14 protein-coding genes are annotated in these 16596 nt (G+C 60.6%); 10 read left to right on the forward strand and 4 right to left on the reverse strand.

What is annotated here, in order from left to right; genetic code table 11:
* Positions 1 to 13 precede the first annotated feature (13 nt).
* The 4 genes from speA to AC07N8_RS19645 all read right to left on the reverse strand — a co-directional run bounded on the left by speA (position 14) and on the right by AC07N8_RS19645 (position 4324).
* Positions 14 to 1927, reverse strand: a complete 1914-nt coding sequence (gene speA / locus AC07N8_RS19630) for an arginine decarboxylase (RefSeq protein ID WP_483841172.1) — start codon at positions 1925 to 1927, stop codon at positions 14 to 16.
* Positions 1928 to 2146: 219 nt separating this feature from the next.
* Positions 2147 to 2518: a translation initiation factor Sui1 gene (locus AC07N8_RS19635; protein ID WP_493145680.1), complete on the reverse strand. Its 372-nt coding sequence runs from the start codon at positions 2516 to 2518 to the stop codon at positions 2147 to 2149.
* 177 nt (positions 2519 to 2695) lie between these two features.
* On the reverse strand, positions 2696 to 3253 hold the full coding sequence (locus AC07N8_RS19640) for an NUDIX hydrolase (RefSeq protein ID WP_483841171.1): 558 nt from the start codon (positions 3251 to 3253) through the stop codon (positions 2696 to 2698).
* A 3-nt stretch (positions 3254 to 3256) separates the two neighbouring features.
* Positions 3257 to 4324: a DUF2333 family protein gene (locus AC07N8_RS19645; protein WP_123435973.1), complete on the reverse strand. Its 1068-nt coding sequence runs from the start codon at positions 4322 to 4324 to the stop codon at positions 3257 to 3259.
* A 286-nt stretch (positions 4325 to 4610) separates the two neighbouring features.
* On the opposite strand from AC07N8_RS19645, the gene gcbA reads away from it, so the two are divergent.
* From gcbA to fis, 10 genes are all read left to right on the forward strand, one after another.
* Positions 4611 to 6281, forward strand: coding sequence for a diguanylate cyclase GcbA (gene gcbA / locus AC07N8_RS19650; RefSeq protein WP_493145681.1), 1671 nt, complete (start codon positions 4611 to 4613; stop codon positions 6279 to 6281).
* A gap of 955 nt (positions 6282 to 7236) precedes the next feature.
* Positions 7237 to 8280 (forward strand): methyl-accepting chemotaxis protein, encoded by a 1044-nt coding sequence (locus AC07N8_RS19655; RefSeq protein ID WP_493145711.1) that lies wholly within the window; start codon positions 7237 to 7239, stop codon positions 8278 to 8280.
* A 162-nt stretch (positions 8281 to 8442) separates the two neighbouring features.
* Positions 8443 to 10188, forward strand: a complete 1746-nt coding sequence (locus AC07N8_RS19660) for a protein-disulfide reductase DsbD (protein ID WP_493145682.1) — start codon at positions 8443 to 8445, stop codon at positions 10186 to 10188.
* Positions 10189 to 10319: 131 nt separating this feature from the next.
* Entirely contained in the window at positions 10320 to 10775 is a 456-nt protein-coding gene (aroQ, locus tag AC07N8_RS19665; RefSeq protein ID WP_007947649.1) for a type II 3-dehydroquinate dehydratase, read from the forward strand.
* A gap of 24 nt (positions 10776 to 10799) precedes the next feature.
* Positions 10800 to 11261 (forward strand): acetyl-CoA carboxylase biotin carboxyl carrier protein, encoded by a 462-nt coding sequence (accB, locus tag AC07N8_RS19670; RefSeq protein ID WP_483841167.1) that lies wholly within the window; start codon positions 10800 to 10802, stop codon positions 11259 to 11261.
* A gap of 17 nt (positions 11262 to 11278) precedes the next feature.
* Positions 11279 to 12637 carry an acetyl-CoA carboxylase biotin carboxylase subunit gene (gene accC, locus AC07N8_RS19675; RefSeq protein ID WP_483841166.1) on the forward strand — a complete coding sequence of 453 codons (1359 nt, stop codon included), beginning with the start codon at positions 11279 to 11281 and terminating at the stop codon, positions 12635 to 12637.
* A gap of 279 nt (positions 12638 to 12916) precedes the next feature.
* On the forward strand, positions 12917 to 13795 hold the full coding sequence (gene prmA / locus AC07N8_RS19680; protein ID WP_483841165.1) for a 50S ribosomal protein L11 methyltransferase: 879 nt from the start codon (positions 12917 to 12919) through the stop codon (positions 13793 to 13795).
* Between the two features lie 30 nt (positions 13796 to 13825).
* Positions 13826 to 15043, forward strand: a complete 1218-nt coding sequence (locus AC07N8_RS19685) for a DUF3426 domain-containing protein (RefSeq protein ID WP_493145683.1) — start codon at positions 13826 to 13828, stop codon at positions 15041 to 15043.
* 185 nt (positions 15044 to 15228) lie between these two features.
* Complete coding sequence (gene dusB / locus AC07N8_RS19690; protein ID WP_027921902.1) at positions 15229 to 16239, forward strand: tRNA dihydrouridine synthase DusB; 1011 nt, start codon at positions 15229 to 15231, stop codon at positions 16237 to 16239.
* Entirely contained in the window at positions 16236 to 16556 is a 321-nt protein-coding gene (gene fis, locus AC07N8_RS19695; RefSeq protein ID WP_007907419.1) for a DNA-binding transcriptional regulator Fis, read from the forward strand. Before dusB ends, fis begins: the two co-directional genes overlap by 4 nt.
* The last annotated feature ends 40 nt before the right edge of the window (positions 16557 to 16596 follow it).

The raw sequence follows: 16596 nt of genomic DNA on the forward strand, positions 1-16596 counted from the left end.
GCAGTGACCTGCCTTACGAAGACAGGTAAGACGAACGGGTCAGGCCCAGGCGCAGAGCGTCGAGGAACTGGGTGCGCTCGGCAGCGGTGATGCGGGCACTGGCGCACTTGTCGCGGTAGTGGGTCATCAACTCTTCCGGCGACAAGTGCACATAACGCAGCATGTCTTCGATGGTGTCGTGGGTTTCGATACCCGCGTGGTACACGCTGCCGTCAGCGTTCTGGTAGATGTTCACCGAATCGGTGTCACCGAACAGATTGTGCATGTCGCCGAGGATTTCCTGGTAAGCGCCGACCAGGAAGATACCCAGCAGGTAGTCTTCACCGTCATTCAGCGCATGCACCGGCAGGCTGGTTTCGATGCTCTGCTCGTCGACGTATTGCTTGATCTTGCCGTCGGAGTCGCAGGTCAGGTCTTGCAGTACGGCGCGGCGCAGCGGCTCTTCGTCGAGACGGTGCAGCGGCAGGATCGGCAGCACCTGGCCGATGGCCCAGGTGTCCGGCAGGCTCTGGAACACCGAGAAGTTGCAGATGTACTTGTCGGCCAGCTTGTCGTTGAGTTCGTCGAGCACCTGACGGTGCGAACGCTGACGGGCTTTCAACGAGTTGTGCAGGCGACGGCACACAGCGAAGTAGCATTGCTCGGCCAGGGCTTTTTGCGCCAGGGTCAGCTTGCCATCGGCGTACTGGGTGGCCACGTCGCTCATGTAGTGCGTCGCGCGCCAGTAGGTTTCGGTGACCATCTCGATGTCGGTCGGACCCAGCAGGTCAACCAGCCACTGCACGGTTTCCGGCAGTTCTTCCTTGCTGTCGATCTGCGGTACGTCGTCGTTGTGTTTCTCGACGTCGGTCACCTGCACCACCAGCATGGCGTGGTGAGCGGTCAGGGAGCGACCGCTTTCAGAGAAGATGTTCGGGTGCGGCAGGTTCTGCGCGTCGCAGAACTCCTTGAGCATCCCGACCACGACACCAGCGTAATCGTCCATGTCGTAGTTGATCGAACTGGCGTTACGCGAATGCGTACCGTCGTAGTCCACGCCCAGACCACCGCCCACGTCGATGTGATCCACCGGCAGGCCGAGGTTGCGCAGTTCGCCGTAGTAACGGATCGCTTCCTTGAAACCGTGCTGGTAGTCCGCCAGGTTGGCGATCTGCGAGCCCATGTGGAAGTGCAGCAGGCGAATGCCCTGATCCAGGCCAGCGGCACGGAAACGCTCGACCACCGACAGCAACTGCGCCGCCGACAGACCGAATTTGGATTTCTCGCCGCCGGTGTCCGCCCATTTGGACGAGGCCAGGGACGACAGACGCACGCGCAGGCCGACCTGAGGCTTGACCTTCAGCGACGCCGCTTCTTCGATCACCAGGCCGACTTCGGATTCTTTCTCGATCACGATAAAGACGTTGTGACCCAGCTTCTGGCCCATCAGCGCCAGACGAATGAACTCGCGATCCTTGTAACCGTTGCAAACGATGGTGCCGCCCTTCGGCGCCAGCGCCAGCACGGCCAGCAACTCTGGCTTGGAGCCGGCTTCCAGACCGATGGAAACGTCCTGGGTGGCGATGATGTTTTCGATCACCGCTTCTTGCTGGTTCACCTTGATCGGGTACAGCGCGGTGTACTTGCTCTGGTATTCCAGACGCTCGATGTTTGCATCGAAGGCGCCGGTCAGCTGACGCACGCGGTCTTGCAGGATATCCGGGAAACGCACCAGCAATGGCAAGGACAAACCGCTTTTGCGCAGTTGGTCGACTTGCTCGAACAGATCAATAGGCGAACTGGTCGGACCGTTCGGACGAACTTCGACGCGACCGGCGTCATTGATCGCGAAATACCCGGCCCCCCAATGGCGAATCCCGTAAACACTGCGGCTGTCCGCAACTGTCCATTGGCTGCCATCGTCTTTGCGTGTGCGTCGTACGGACATTGAAGTCCCCTATAAAGAAGTCATAGAGCGTCGCCTGGGTTCAGGCCGGCGCAGTCTAAAGAATGAAAATGACGATTAGCCTGCATGCAAGGGCGATAGACCGCACATTCAGGTTTGAGTTTAGAAACCGGTCAGAACAGGCTCTGTGAAAACCATGTTGGCGACGCCAGAACTGTTGTCAGGACTGGATCAAGCCGAGGGTGGTTTTCACAGAGGCTGCTAGCCGCCGGACTTCTTCGCTTTGAAACCGAGTTTGATCAGCTCGCCCAAGAGTAGCTCGACATGATCGCCCTGGATTTCAATGATCCCGTCTTTCAACGCTCCGCCTGTGCCACAACGCTTCTTCAACGTGGTGGCCAGTTCCTTGAGCGCGTCTTCGGCCAGCGGCACGCCGTTGACGGTGGTCACCGTCTTGCCGCCACGGCCCTTGCTTTCGCGACGCACGCGAGCGATGCCGTCGCCGGCAGGGATAACGGTCTGTTTGCAGATACAGGCGTCCACCGGTTTACTGCAATCCGGGCAATGACGACCTGCGTCGGTGGAAAATACCAGGCCACCAAGGGCGGCGAAGGATGCGGCTTTTTTGGCCACCGGCAATCCTCTTGGGAGGACAAAGACTGGTCGCGGCGACTTGGGAAGCCGCCATCGACCGCGAAGCCCCACTCAGGCAGGGGCAGCGCTACTGAACCAGGCATGCCGGTTCAGCTTGAAAAGGTCGCGCAGTGTAACGGCAAAAAGCCGACTTGCTAAGAGCCAATCGGCGCCAATTTATAGCTCTTTTGCGACGCCATCCCGTTGCGCGCGCAGATAGCGCTTCAACGCCGCCAGAGAGTCCGGGCAATAAGGCTTTTGCTCGATTTCCAGCATGACCTGATCGATGGGCATGAAGCGCGCTTCAAGCACCTCTTCAGGCTGCAGAATCAATGGCCCGTCCCAGACCGCCGAAAACGCCGAACACCAGAGCCGGTTGCCGGTGTCTTCAAAGAAGAAGTGATCGTGGGCGGTCAGTTCCACCCCGCTCACGCCCAGCTCTTCCTCCAGCTCGCGGGCGGCTGACTCGGCGTAGGTTTCGCTGGCGAGCACCATGCCCCCCGCCGCCACGTCCCAGTACCCCGGATAAATGGCTTTGCTCAAGGTTCGGCGATGCACACAGAGTTCACCGGCGCAATTGAACAACATGATGTAGGTGCCGCGCCCGATCAGCCCGCGCTCGCGCAAATCGGAACGGACCAGGGCGCCAAGCAGGTTGTCCTGCTCGTCGACCCAGGCGATCTGTTCGGCATCCGAGGCCGCCCGATGAGCGACCTCTTTGGCGTTATCAACCATGACTCAGCCTTGATTGAGCAATTGACGCAGATCGATCACTGCGGCGTTGGCCCGGGAAATGTAGTTGGCCATGACCAGCGAGTGGTTGGCCAGCACACCGAAGCCGCTGCCGTTGAGGATCATCGGGCTCCAGACCGGTTCTTGTGATGCTTCCAGCTCACGAATGATCTGGCGCACGCTGACCGTGGCGTTTTTCTTGGCCAATACGTCGGCGAAGTCGACTTCGATGGCGCGCAACAAGTGCGAGAGCGCCCAGGCCTGGCCGCGAGCTTCGTAGAACACGTTGTCGATCTGCATCCACGGGGTTTCGACGATTTCTTCGTCAACCTGTGGCACTTGCCCTGGCGCGAGGACTTCGGTTTTCAGCGAAGTGTTGAGTTTGACCCGGCCAACGCTGGCCGACAGGCGTTGCGACAGCGAACCCAGGCGGGTACCGACGTCACCGAGCCAGTTGTTCAGGTTGTCGGCGCGGGCATAGAACAGTGCGCTTTTCTGGTTAGGATCGGACAAACGCGCCTGATAGCGGCTCAGGGAATTGATGCCTTCCTGATACTCGGACTCACTGGAAGGCAGCACCCAGCTCTTGTTGTCGAAGTTGAAACGAGGTTCGGCCTTGGCCAGGTCGGCGTCTTCGGCCGATTGCGACTGGGAACGGGCGAAGTCTTTACGCAGTGCGCGGCTCAGGTCGCGAACCTGGACCAGCACGCCATATTCCCAGCTTGGCATGTTGTCCATCCACAGGCCCGGCGGGAAACGGTCGTTGGAAATATAGCCACCCGGCTTGGTCAGCAACGTACCGGCGACGGTCTTGAGGGTTTCCACCGTGGTGTAGCCGACGACCATCTGCTTACCTTCTTTTTCGGCAGCGATCTGGGCATTTTGCTGGACCGGAAACAGCGCGGGCTCCTCGCTCCAATACCAACCCAGGGCAATCGCCACCAGCAAGTAAAGACCGATCAAGGTGGCCAGCGCCCGGCTGAACAGCAGGCCGCCGATATAACTGCGGGTGGCCGACTTCGGTTCAGCGGCACGTTCAGGGGCGCTGCCCGCGCGGTTCTTCCAGTCCAGCATGGCGATATCCTTTCAATCACTTGAGTTCATCGGTTCGACCACAACCCTACGCCATCGTGCCTCGTTTTGCCGCGTAATAATCGGCGCGCTGCCGTGAGCCAGGATTGCATCGTCGAGGCGTCACTATAAAGGAAGCACACGCCTTGAGCCTATCCGACCGACCGGTCATAAACTGAATGAGGCCGCATTACAGATTATTGACGTACGACACTCGTGCAATTGCAAAGAGGTGCTAGCATAGAGCCACCAGTCGATCTCAGCTTTTACCCTAACTAGTAGTCAGGATATGACCGAGCCAGAAGACCCCAGCCGTGAGCGCCTCAAGCACCACTTTGCCCAGCGGGTAATTCATCAGGCACGTCAAATTCTTGAGATCTGGCAGCGCCTGCAACGCAGTGAGTGGTCCACCACCGATTTATCGGAACTGAGCGAGGCCAACTTGCGCCTGCTGCGGTTTGCCGAGCGCTTCGAACAACCTGAACATACTCAACTGGCACGTCACATCGGCCAGTCGCTGGAGGCTGTCGACGCCAATCGCGGACGCCTGAGCAGTGGGCTGATCACCGACCTCAATCGCTTGATGCAGCGCTTGTCGCGTACCGGCCTGCGCCATGGCGATCAGTACGAGCAAACCTTCCTGCCGCCGTTGCGCAAGCCGATCTACGTGATGTTGCAGGATCACGACCGCGCCGAGCGCCTGGCCAAGCAACTGGAATTTTTCGGGCTCAGCGCCCAATCCCTCGACAGCGTTGCCGCATTCCGTTCCTCGATGGTCGAGCGCTTGCCGGCGGCAATCGTCATGGACGTGGACTTCAGTGGCGCCGGTATCGGCCTGAAACTGGCTGCCGAAGCTCAGGAAGGTCTCGATCATCGCCTGCCGCTGTTGTTCTTCAGCCTGCATGAAACCGACACCCCGACCCGCCTCGCCGCCGTGCGCGCCGGTGGCCAGGAGTTTCTCACTGGCACCCTGGAGGCTTCGAGCCTGCTGGAGAAAATCGAAGTCCTGACCTGCGTCGCGCAGTACGAGCCTTATAAAGTGCTGATCATCGACGACTCCCGCGCCCAGGCCCTGCACACCGAACGCCTGCTCAATAGCGCCGGGATCGTCACGCGCACGTTGATCGATCCGATTCAGGCCATGGCCGAACTGTCGGACTTTCAGCCAGACCTGATCATCCTCGACATGTACATGCCGACCTGCACCGGTACGGAACTGGCCAAGGTGATCCGTCACAACGACCGTTACGTCAGCGTCCCGATCATTTACCTGTCGGCCGAAGACGATCTGGACAAGCAGCTCGACGCCATGAGCGAAGGCGGCGACGACTTCCTGACCAAGCCGATCAAGCCGCGCCACCTGATCACCACCGTGCGCAACCGCGCGGCACGGGCACGCAACCTGAAAGCCCGGATGGTCCGCGACAGCCTGACCGGTTTGTACAACCACACGCACATTCTGCAATTGCTTGAAGACTGCAGTTTCCGCTCTCGCCGCGAGAACAAGCCGCTGAGCTTTGCGATGCTCGACATCGACCACTTCAAACGGGTCAACGACAGCCACGGCCACCCCATGGGCGACCGGGTGATCAAGAGCCTGGCGCTGTTTTTGAAGCAACGCCTGCGCAAGACCGACTTCATCGGCCGCTATGGCGGTGAAGAGTTTGCGATCGTGATGCCGGACACCGACCTCGCATCGGCCTACGCCGTGCTGGATGAAATTCGTCAGCGCTTTGCCGAAATTCACTATCCGGCCCAGCCACAAGACCTGTGGTGCACGTTCAGTGCCGGCGTGGTTGAGTTGTGCGAGCACTCCGACAGCCTGATGATGGCCAGTCAGGCAGACGAGGCGCTCTATCGCGCCAAGGACGCCGGACGAAATCGTGTTCAGGCGGCGCGAACGTCAAAGCAAAGTGCCACTTTTTCATCGGAATTCACCGATTCGGTCATAACCCTGTAACACAAACGCAATAAATTCAGGCGCTTACCATTCTGCCGTTGGTAGATACGCCATGCGCCTGAAGTTGCTGACCAATCTCAATACCCTCCTTTTAGTCGCCGTGTGCGTGGCCTTGGGCGCCACGCTGTGGTGGTCGCAAAAGGCCTTGGAGCGTCCCTATCTGCTGATGGAGCGCTACCTGGGGCTGTCCCAGCAATTTCAGAATGAAGTCGCGCGCAACATCGAGGACTACCTCGCCAGTGGCGATGCCCTGCGCCTGAGCAGCGCCAGCCAGGCGATTGATGTCTTGCAAAAAGAGCTGGGCGAGTTGCCACCGGCCCTGGCCGACACCTTGCGCCCGAGCCTGTCGACGCTGGATGAGTTCAGCAAAACCGATCTGTTGGCCGCCGGCAAACTCGCGGGTGATCCGCAGGCGCTGCTGCTGCAAGCCGAACGCGAACTCGGCGCCAGCCTCGACCAGCTCAGCCAGTACGCCAGCGCTGACGCGGCCTACCTGACGCCACTGCTCGCCGCCTCTCAACATCTGGGCAAACTGTCTCTGGCCCGGGACAAACTGGTCAGCAGCGGCCGCAGCGAACTGGCCGCCGACGTCGAGCGCGAAGTCGCCAACATCCGTACTCAGGCAGAACTGTTGAGCGGCTTGCCACTGCTCGGCGTTGCCGCCAAGACCGAATCCAGCACCGATGATTTTGCCTCGATGATGGGGCTGGAGAACAACGAGAAAGCCGCTGCTGAAGACGCCGGTGTTGGCCTCAAGCGTGAACTCAACAGCCTGCTGACACGCTACCCGGCCGAGCTGTCGCGCACCCGTGACCAGATTCAGAAACGCACTGACCTCAGCGCCGCCACGCACCTGAAAATCGCCGACGTGCAACAAGCGATTGCCGGGCTCGAACCGGTGGTCCGCGCCCAGCACGGACAGATCCAGGGCGAAGTGCGCTTGATGCAAGGCGTGATGATCGGGTTGATCCTGCTGATCGCCCTGCTCATCGATACCCTGCAACGACGCCTGGCCCGAACCCTGACCAACCTCGCGCCGGCCCTGTCCACCTGGGCCGAAGGCGACTTCAGCCGCGACATCGAACTGGGCAACACCAATCGCGAATTGCATGACATCCAGGCGTCGCTCAATCGCTTGCGCGCCTACCTGGTGGATCTGGTCGGGACCATTCGTCTCAACGCCGAGCAAGTCGCCGGCAGCAGCCGAACCCTCGCCGATTTGAGCAATGACCTGCACAGCGGTGCCGAACATCAAGCAGGCGACACGGCCCTGATCCGTGACTCCCTCGGTGAACTGGAGGCGACCATTCAGCAAGTTGCCGGCGATGCCAGCCAGGCCGCGGACGCCAGTCGCCATGCCGGTCTGGCCGTTGAACACGGCCAGAAGGTCATCGGCCTGAGCCTGACCGGCCTGCATGCGCTGGTGGGTGAGGTACAGGGCAACGCGCAGATGATCGAGCATCTGGCGGAAGAGTCGGCGACCATCGGCGGCGTGCTGACGGTGATCCGCTCGATTGCCGACCAGACCAACTTGTTGGCCTTGAACGCCGCCATCGAGGCGGCCCGTGCCGGCGAGATGGGTCGCGGGTTTGCTGTGGTAGCGGAAGAGGTTCGCTCACTGGCGCAACGCACCGCAGGCGCTACGGCAGAGATCCAGACGCTGATCGCCGGCCTGCAAACCGCCGCACGTCAATCGGTAGAGGGCATGCGCGCACAGGTGGAACACGCCGAAGCCACGGCCAATCAGGCGCAGGCGGCGGATGGCGCGCTGGACAAAATCGTCGGCGCGATCCAGACCATTGCCGACACGGCCGTGCGCATCGCCGATGTCACCGCCCAGCAGAGCGGTGCGGTCAGTGAGATTCGCGACCACAGTGAGCGCATTCACCAATTGGGCGGGGATAACTTGCTGCGCATTGGTGAAGGGCGTGAGCAAGGGGAGAACCTGTTGGTGCTGGGCGGGCGGCTGCGTACGGCCGTTCAGGCTTTCCGCGTCTGACAAATTACCTTCGCAAGCAAGCCCGCTCCCACAGGGATATGCATTCCCCTGTGGAGCGAGCCTGCTCGCGAAGGCGTCGGCACAACCACCACCGAACGCCCCGCCCTGCACACCCGCCCGCCGTCCGCTATCATGCCCCCAATTCCGATACGCGAGATTGTCATGCGCCGTTTGCTCTGCCTGCTGCTTTTAGTGCTCGCCCTGCCGGCCAACGCCGCCGGGTTGCTGGACACCCGGCCCAGCTCCACCCTGGGCTCGATCAACAACAGCGCCGACTTCCTGCCGGTGCGCGAAGCCTTTCAACTGAGCCTGGTAGACAGCACGCCGCAATCGATCAAGCTACGTTTCGTCGCCACCGAGGGGTATTACCTCTATCGCCATCGTTTCCAGTTTCGGGCTGACCCGGCCGAGATAAGCCTGGGCGCCGCCCAACTGCCCAAGGGCGAGCAGAAGCACGACGAGTACTTCGGCGATGTCGAGGTGTATCACGGGATTATCGAGGTCGAGCTGCCGCGCACCGATCCGCGCGCGTTCACCCTGGCCGTGACCTATCAGGGTTGCGCCGACAAAGGCCTGTGCTATCCACCGGAAACCGAACGCCTGAGCATTGATGGCATCGGCGCTCCGGCCCCGGCGCAAAACTGGAGCTGGCGCGAACTCGCCCTGTTCTTTCTCGCCGGCCTGGGCTTGACCTTCACGCCGTGCGTGCTGCCGATGTTACCGATCCTTTCCGGCGTGGTGTTGCGCGATCAGGTCGGCGGGCTACGGGGTTTCAATCTGTCGCTGGCCTATGTGCTGCCAATGGCCGTCTGCTTTGCCTTGCTCGGCGCCTTGATGGGCATGTTCGGTGCACAGCTTAATCTCCAGGCACGGCTGCAATCGGCCTGGGTGCTGGTGCCATTTGCAATGTTTTTTGCCGTATTTGCACTGGCGATGTTCGGCATCTTTGAACTGAAACTGCCGCAGTTCATCAACAATCACCTGCATCGCATTGCCGGCCGCACTCAAGGTGGTTCGCTGTGGGGCGCGGCAGTCCTCGGGACGGTATCGAGCCTGATCGTTTCGCCTTGCGTGTCCGCGCCATTGGCCGGTGCCCTGCTGTACATCAGCGCCAGCGGCGATGCATTGGGGGGCGCACTGAAACTGTTCGTGCTCGGCCTCGGCATGGGCCTGCCGCTGATCCTGGTGGCGACCGGTGGTGCCGCCCTGCTGCCGAAAAGCGGCCCGTGGATGGTCATGGTCAAAAACATCATCGGCGTCCTGCTGCTGGGCACCGCCATTGGCCTGCTGAGCCGCGTGATACCCGGGCCGATGACGCTGGTCCTGGTGGGCTTGCTGTGGGGCGGGGTCGGCCTGTTTCTTGGCGCGTTGGAGTTCGTCTACAAACCCCCTCGAAAACGCCTGGGACAACTGCTCGGCCTGTTTCTGCTGTTTTACGCCATGGCCTGCTGGTACGGCGCCTTCAGCGGCCAGGGCGACCTGCTGAACCCCCTCGCTCGAACGCCCGTCGCGGCCAGTAGCAGCCAACCGCAAACCACCGATGACTGGCAAACCATCAGCACGCCTGCAGAACTGGATCGCGTGCTCGCCGAGGCTCAATCCTCCGCCACCCCGCTGCTGCTCGACTGGTACGCCGACTGGTGCATCAGCTGCAAAGTCATCGAACACGAAGTGCTCAACGACGCCAACGTCATGGAACGCCTGCAAGGTTATCGACTGGTTCGTTTCGATATCACCGCCAGCAATGCCGAACAACGCGCCCTGCTCGACCGATACAAACTGTTCGGCCCTCCGGCCTTGATGTTTTTCGGCAAGGACGGGGTTGAACGTGCCGATGTGCGAGTGATCGGCGAGATCAATGCCAAGGACTTCGCCGAACGTGTTGCGAAGGCAAATGACCGGATTTAATCAGCCGGTCACATATTTCGCGCAAACATCGGCTATCGTGCTGGCTATTGCATAGAACTGGACAGTCACAAAGGCTTTGCGGCATAGTCGCCGGGTTCTGACACTTGCACACAGATAACAAGGAACAGCAGATGGCGACCCTATTGGTGCTGCACGGCCCCAACCTGAACTTGCTCGGCACCCGTGAACCGGGCACCTACGGCGCTACGACACTGGCGCAGATCAACCAGGACCTGGAACGCCGCGCCCGTGAAGCCGGCCATCATCTGCTGCACCTGCAAAGCAACGCCGAGTACGAATTGATCGACCGCATTCACGCCGCGCGTGGCGAGGGTGTGGACTTCATTCTGATCAATCCAGCAGCTTTTACACACACAAGTGTCGCATTACGTGACGCGCTGCTGGCGGTGAGCATCCCATTCATCGAAGTGCATTTGTCCAACGTGCACAAACGCGAACCTTTCCGCCATCACTCTTACTTCTCCGACGTAGCGGTGGGAGTGATCTGCGGCCTTGGCGCCAGCGGTTACCGACTGGCCTTGGAGGCTGCACTAGAGCAGCTTGAACAACAAGCTATACGCCCCTGACCGACCCTTGGGAGTTGATGATTCATGGATATCCGTAAAGTTAAGAAACTGATCGAATTGCTGGAAGAGTCCGGTATCGACGAGCTCGAGATCAAGGAAGGCGAAGAGTCCGTTCGCATCAGCCGTCACAGCAAGACGCCGGCTCAGCAATACTACGCACCTGCGCCAATGCACGCTCCGGCACCTGCGCCGGTTGCCGCAGCTCCGGCTGCCGCCGCGGCACCTGCAGCACCGTCCGCACCTGTCCTGAACGGCACCGTTGCCCGTTCGCCGATGGTCGGCACCTTCTATCGCAAATCTTCGCCATCCTCGCCTTCGTTCGTTGAAGTTGGCCAGACCGTGAAGAAAGGCGACACCCTGTGCATCGTCGAAGCCATGAAGATGATGAACCACATCGAAGCTGAAACCAGCGGTGTGATCGAATCCATCCTCGTCGAAGACGGCCAGCCGGTTGAGTACGACCAACCGCTGTTCACCATCGTTTGAACCGCGGAGAAACTTTGATGACTGCGAAGTTGGAAAAAGTTCTGATCGCCAACCGCGGTGAGATTGCCCTGCGGATCCTGCGGGCCTGCAAAGAGATGGGCATCAAGACTGTCGCCGTTTACTCCAAGGCTGACAAAGAACTGATGCACCTGGGCCTGGCAGACGAGTCCGTCTGCATCGGTCCGGCCTCGGCCGCGCACTCTTACCTGCACATTCCGGCAATCATCGCCGCAGCTGAAGTGACCGGCGCTACCGCCATTCACCCAGGTTACGGTTTCCTTGCGGAAAACGCTGATTTCGCTGAACAGGTCGAGAACTCCGGCTTCGCTTTCATTGGCCCGAAAGCCGACACCATTCGCCTGATGGGCGACAAGGTATCGGCCAAGCACGCCATGATCGCTGCGGGCGTTCCAACCGTTCCGGGGTCCGACGGCCCGCTGCCTGAAGACGAAGAAACCGCTCTGCGCATCGGTCGCGAAGTCGGTTATCCGGTGATCATCAAGGCCGCTGGCGGCGGCGGTGGTCGCGGTATGCGCGTTGTGCATAAAGAAGAAGACCTGATCTCCTTCGCCAAACTGACCCGCACCGAAGCTGGCGCGGCGTTTGGCAACCCGATGGTCTATCTGGAAAAATTCCTGACCAACCCACGTCACGTGGAAGTCCAGGTGCTTTCCGACGGCCAGGGCCACGCCATCCATCTGGGCGACCGCGATTGCTCGCTGCAACGTCGTCACCAGAAAGTTCTCGAAGAAGCGCCGGCACCGGGCATCGACGAGAAGGCTCGCGCTGAAGTCCTCGCTCGCTGCGTCAAGGCGTGCATCGACATCGGCTACCGTGGCGCCGGCACCTTCGAGTTCCTTTACGAGAACGGCCACTTCTACTTCATCGAGATGAACACTCGTGTCCAGGTAGAGCACCCGGTTTCGGAGATGGTCACCGGCATCGACATCGTCAAGGAGATGCTCAGCATCGCCGCTGGCAACAAGTTGTCGTACACCCAGGACGACGTGGTGATCCGCGGTCACGCCCTGGAATGCCGAATCAACGCCGAAGACCCGAAAACATTCATGCCGAGCCCGGGCACGGTCAAGCATTTCCACGCACCAGGCGGCAACGGCGTTCGCGTCGATTCGCACCTGTACAGTGGTTATGCCGTTCCGCCGAACTACGATTCGTTGATCGGCAAGCTGATCACCTACGGCGCAACCCGTGACGAAGCCATGGCGCGCATGCGCAATGCGCTGGACGAAATCGTTGTCGACGGGATCAAGACCAACATCCCGCTGCACCGCGATCTGGTCCGTGATGAAGGCTTCTGCAAAGGGGGCGTGAACATTCACTACCTCGAGCACAAGCTGGCAGGCGAGAAGCACTAAGCTTCGACCCGATCAACAAAGCCGCCTTCGGGCGGCTTTGTTGTTTCTGGAGATTTCATCCCGCCGAACACCATGCCCCCTTGTGGGAGCGAGCCTGCTCGCGAAGGCTATGTCACATCCCAACATTAGAAGAGACTGACCCACCGCTTTCGCGAGCAGGCTGCTCCCACAGGGAACTGCGAGACCAAGCGACTCCCACAAAACCTCCGCGCTCGCGTAAACTTGCGCGCTTCTCGCAGCCCGCTAGGCTGCAATCAATATTTTTCAAAGGTGCCCGCCATGCCTTGGCTGCAAGTCCGTCTCGCCATCAGCCCAGAACAAGCCGAAACCTACGAAGACGCTTTCCTTGAAGTGGGCGCCGTGTCGGTGACCTTCATGGACGCCGAAGATCAGCCGATCTTCGAACCAGAACTCAACACCACGCCGCTGTGGTCGCACACGCACCTGCTGGCCCTGTTCGAGGGCGGCACCGAAGCTGCCAGCGTTTTGGCCCACCTTGAGTTGCTGACCGGCAGTCCGCTGCCCGAGCATCACAGCGAAGTGATCGAAGACCAGGATTGGGAACGCAGCTGGATGGACGATTTCCAGCCGATGCGTTTCGGTCAGCGCCTGTGGATTGTCCCGAGCTGGCACGCCGCCCCTGAACCCGACGCCGTGAACATTCTGCTGGATCCGGGCCTGGCGTTCGGCACCGGCACCCACCCGACCACCGCGCTGTGCCTGGAATGGCTCGACGGTCAGGACCTGAAAGGTTGCAACGTGCTGGACTTTGGCTGCGGCTCGGGGATTCTGGCAATTGCCGCCCTGCTGCTGGGTGCCAAGGAAGCCGTCGGCACCGACATCGACGTGCAGGCACTGGAAGCCTCCCGCGACAACGCCGGACGCAACAACATCGACGAAGCACTGTTCCCGCTGTACCTGCCTGAAGACCTGCCGCAGGTGAAGGCCGACGTTCTGGTCGCCAACATCCTCGCCGGCCCACTGGTTTCCCTGGCTCCGCAGCTGTCCAGCCTGGTCAAGCCGGGTGGTCGCCTGGCGCTGTCCGGGATCCTCGCCGAACAAGGCGAAGACGTTGCCGCCGCCTACGCTCAAGACTTCGATCTGGACCCGATTGCCAATCGCGATGGCTGGGTGCGCATCACCGGCCGTCGGCGCTAGAATGAACGCCTGCATAAACCGGATCGCCGCATGACCGACAGCTTCGTCACCCAGTGCCCGCATTGCCAAACCAGCTTCCGCGTCAGCCATGCCCAGTTGAGCGTGGCACGCGGAGTGGTTCGTTGCGGCTCGTGCTTGCAAGTGTTCAACGCGGCCAAGCAGTTGCTTGAGCAACGGGCCGGCAAGGACGCTGTCACGCCGGTTAGCCCGGCCATCGTAGAACCGCCAGCGCCACGCGCGATCAGCCAAAAGCAGTGGACGGCCTCCGAACTGGACCTGGACAGCCTGGATCTGGACGAAGAGCTCGCCCGGCTTGAACAGCGGGAGATCCAGCCGACCAAGGAGTTTGGCCGGCACCGCGAAGACGGCCTCAGCGCCCGGCGCGACGCTAACGAACACGAAGAAGAACAGTGGTCCGACAGCCTCTTCAGCGAATCGGCCGCAGACCGCGCTCAACCGGTAGAAACCGAACAACCGGAAACAGAACCCGAACCGGACAACCACGAACGCACCGAGCCTTCGTTTTCGCTGGAGCCGGTTGATCTGGATGATGAACCCCAGGTGCCTCATCTGCGCCTGCACGACCCACTCGATGCCCCGCTCAACCACGAACGCCTGTCGGCAACCGAGGCGCTCGACGATGACCTGCCGTCGATCGAACCGTTGCGCAAACGTCGCGAGCGCAGTGAACCGGGCGTGCGCGCCGAGGTATTGCAGGACCTTACCGACGATCCGCTGCAACTGGACTGGCAAAAGCGCCGTTCCCCCTGGGGCCGGCGGTTGTTCTGGCTGCTACTGGTCTTGCTCGGCGCCGCGGCGCTGGCCGGTCAATACATTGCGTACCATTTCGACGAACTGGCCCGTCAGGACCAATACCGCCCCTGGTTCCAGCAACTGTGCCCGCAAGTCGGCTGCACGGTGCCGTCCAAAGTCGACATTGCGAAAATCAAGAGCAGCAACCTGGTGGTCCGCAGCCATCCGGAGTTCAGTGGCGCACTGGTGGTCGACGCGATCATCTACAACCGCGCCCCGTTCTCGCAGCCCTTCCCGCTGCTGGAACTGCGTTTTGCCGACCTCAATGGCCACTTGATCGCCAGCCGTCGCTTCAAACCCGGCGAGTACCTCAACGGCGACCTCGAAGGCATGGCGGAAATGCCCCCGCAAACGCCGATCCACATCGCGCTGGATATTCTCGACCCGGGCGCCAAAGCGGTGAACTACAGCCTGAGCTTCCACTCCCCCGAGTGAAACGGTTCACCGTTACAGGCTTGGCGGCAGATTTCTGACTGGGACCGTCCGAACCAAACTGCTGGCAATAACAGAATAACTGTTCAGATTTTGTTCAATTCAGCCTTTATCCAGTCATCGAGAGCGGGTATCATGCCAACCCTTTTTCGAACTCTAATGATCCGGCCCCACAACAGGGAAGTCCTATGTCGGCGGTACGCATCGGTCCATACACATTGCAAAACGGCTTGATTCTCGCCCCGATGGCGGGAGTCACCGACCAACCCTTTCGTCAGCTGTGCAAGCGATTGGGCGCGGGGCTAGTAGTCTCGGAAATGGTCACCAGCGACATGAGTTTGTGGAACACCCGCAAGTCGCGGATGCGCATGATCCACGAAGGTGATCCCGAGCCACGCTCGGTACAGATCGCCGGTGGTGATGCACAGATGCTGGCGGACGCGGCCCGGGCCAACGTCGAGCTGGGTGCGCAGATTATTGATATCAACATGGGCTGCCCGGCGAAGAAGGTCTGTAACAAGGCTGCCGGTTCTGCGCTGTTGAAGGATGAAGCATTGGTCACCGAGATCCTGCAGGCCGTCGTGGCTGCGGTTGATGTGCCGGTAACCCTGAAGATCCGTACCGGCTGGGACCGGGACAACAAGAATGGTTTGACGGTGGCGAAGATCGCCGAGCAGGCCGGCATTACGGCGTTGGCGGTCCATGGCCGCACCCGTGCCGACCTCTACACCGGTGAAGCCGAGTACGACACCATTGCCGCGATCAAGCAGGCGGTGTCGATGCCGGTCTTTGCCAACGGCGATATCGATTCGCCAGAGAAGGCCCGTTACGTGCTCGACGCGACCGGTGCCGATGGCTTGTTGGTAGGCCGGGCTGCCCAGGGGCGGCCATGGATTTTTCGCGAGATCGACCATTTCCTGCGTACCGGCGAGAAGCTCCCGGCGCTGGAACTGATCGAGGTGGAACGCATTCTGCTAGAGCATCTGGCTGCCCTGCACGTCTTCTATGGCGATGTCATGGGTGTGCGGATCGCTCGAAAGCATGTGGGCTGGTATCTCGCAACCTTGCCGGGCGCCAGGGAGTTTCGCGCCCACTTCAATCGTTTGGAAGATACGGAAGCACAATGCGCCAACGTTCAGGGCTTCTTCGCCGAACGTTACAAGAGCCTGACAGGGGACGGAGAAGGGGTGGCCGCATGACGATGATGACCGAGACTTTAGTGAGTGGAACAACACCCGTGAGCGACAACGTGAATTTGAAACAGCACCTCAATACGCCCAGCGAAGAAGGTCAGACCCTTCGCGGGAGTGTCGAGAAGGCGCTGCACAATTATTTCGCCCACCTTGAAGGCGCTGCCGTCACGGATGTGTACAACCTGGTGCTCTCCGAAGTCGAGGCTCCCCTGCTCGAGTGCGTGATGAACTACGTCAAGGGCAACCAGACGAAGGCCAGCGAGCTGCTCGGACTCAACCGGGGCACGCTGCGCAAGAAACTCAAGCAGTACGATTTGCTGTAAGCATTCAATCAAACCAGAAAGGCGCCCGCGTAAAAACGGT

The organism is Pseudomonas sp. GW821-FHT10C09, from assembly GCF_059415465.1.

Bases quoted from the DNA above. Each gene is read 5' to 3' on its own strand.
- accC (WP_483841166.1), top strand. From the start codon at position 11,279: ATGACTGCGAAGTTGGAAAAAGTTCTGATCGCCAACCGCGGTGAGATT.
- gcbA (WP_493145681.1), top strand. From the start codon at position 4,611: ATGACCGAGCCAGAAGACCCCAGCCGTGAGCGCCTCAAGCACCACTTT.
- fis (WP_007907419.1), top strand. From the start codon at position 16,236: ATGACGATGATGACCGAGACTTTAGTGAGTGGAACAACACCCGTGAGC.
- AC07N8_RS19640 (WP_483841171.1), bottom strand. From the start codon at position 3,253: ATGGTTGATAACGCCAAAGAGGTCGCTCATCGGGCGGCCTCGGATGCC.
- AC07N8_RS19660 (WP_493145682.1), top strand. From the start codon at position 8,443: ATGCGCCGTTTGCTCTGCCTGCTGCTTTTAGTGCTCGCCCTGCCGGCC.
- accB (WP_483841167.1), top strand. From the start codon at position 10,800: ATGGATATCCGTAAAGTTAAGAAACTGATCGAATTGCTGGAAGAGTCC.
- aroQ (WP_007947649.1), top strand. From the start codon at position 10,320: ATGGCGACCCTATTGGTGCTGCACGGCCCCAACCTGAACTTGCTCGGC.
- AC07N8_RS19645 (WP_123435973.1), bottom strand. From the start codon at position 4,324: ATGCTGGACTGGAAGAACCGCGCGGGCAGCGCCCCTGAACGTGCCGCT.
- AC07N8_RS19685 (WP_493145683.1), top strand. From the start codon at position 13,826: ATGACCGACAGCTTCGTCACCCAGTGCCCGCATTGCCAAACCAGCTTC.
- AC07N8_RS19655 (WP_493145711.1), top strand. From the start codon at position 7,237: ATGATCGGGTTGATCCTGCTGATCGCCCTGCTCATCGATACCCTGCAA.
- dusB (WP_027921902.1), top strand. From the start codon at position 15,229: ATGTCGGCGGTACGCATCGGTCCATACACATTGCAAAACGGCTTGATT.
- prmA (WP_483841165.1), top strand. From the start codon at position 12,917: ATGCCTTGGCTGCAAGTCCGTCTCGCCATCAGCCCAGAACAAGCCGAA.
- speA (WP_483841172.1), bottom strand. From the start codon at position 1,927: ATGTCCGTACGACGCACACGCAAAGACGATGGCAGCCAATGGACAGTT.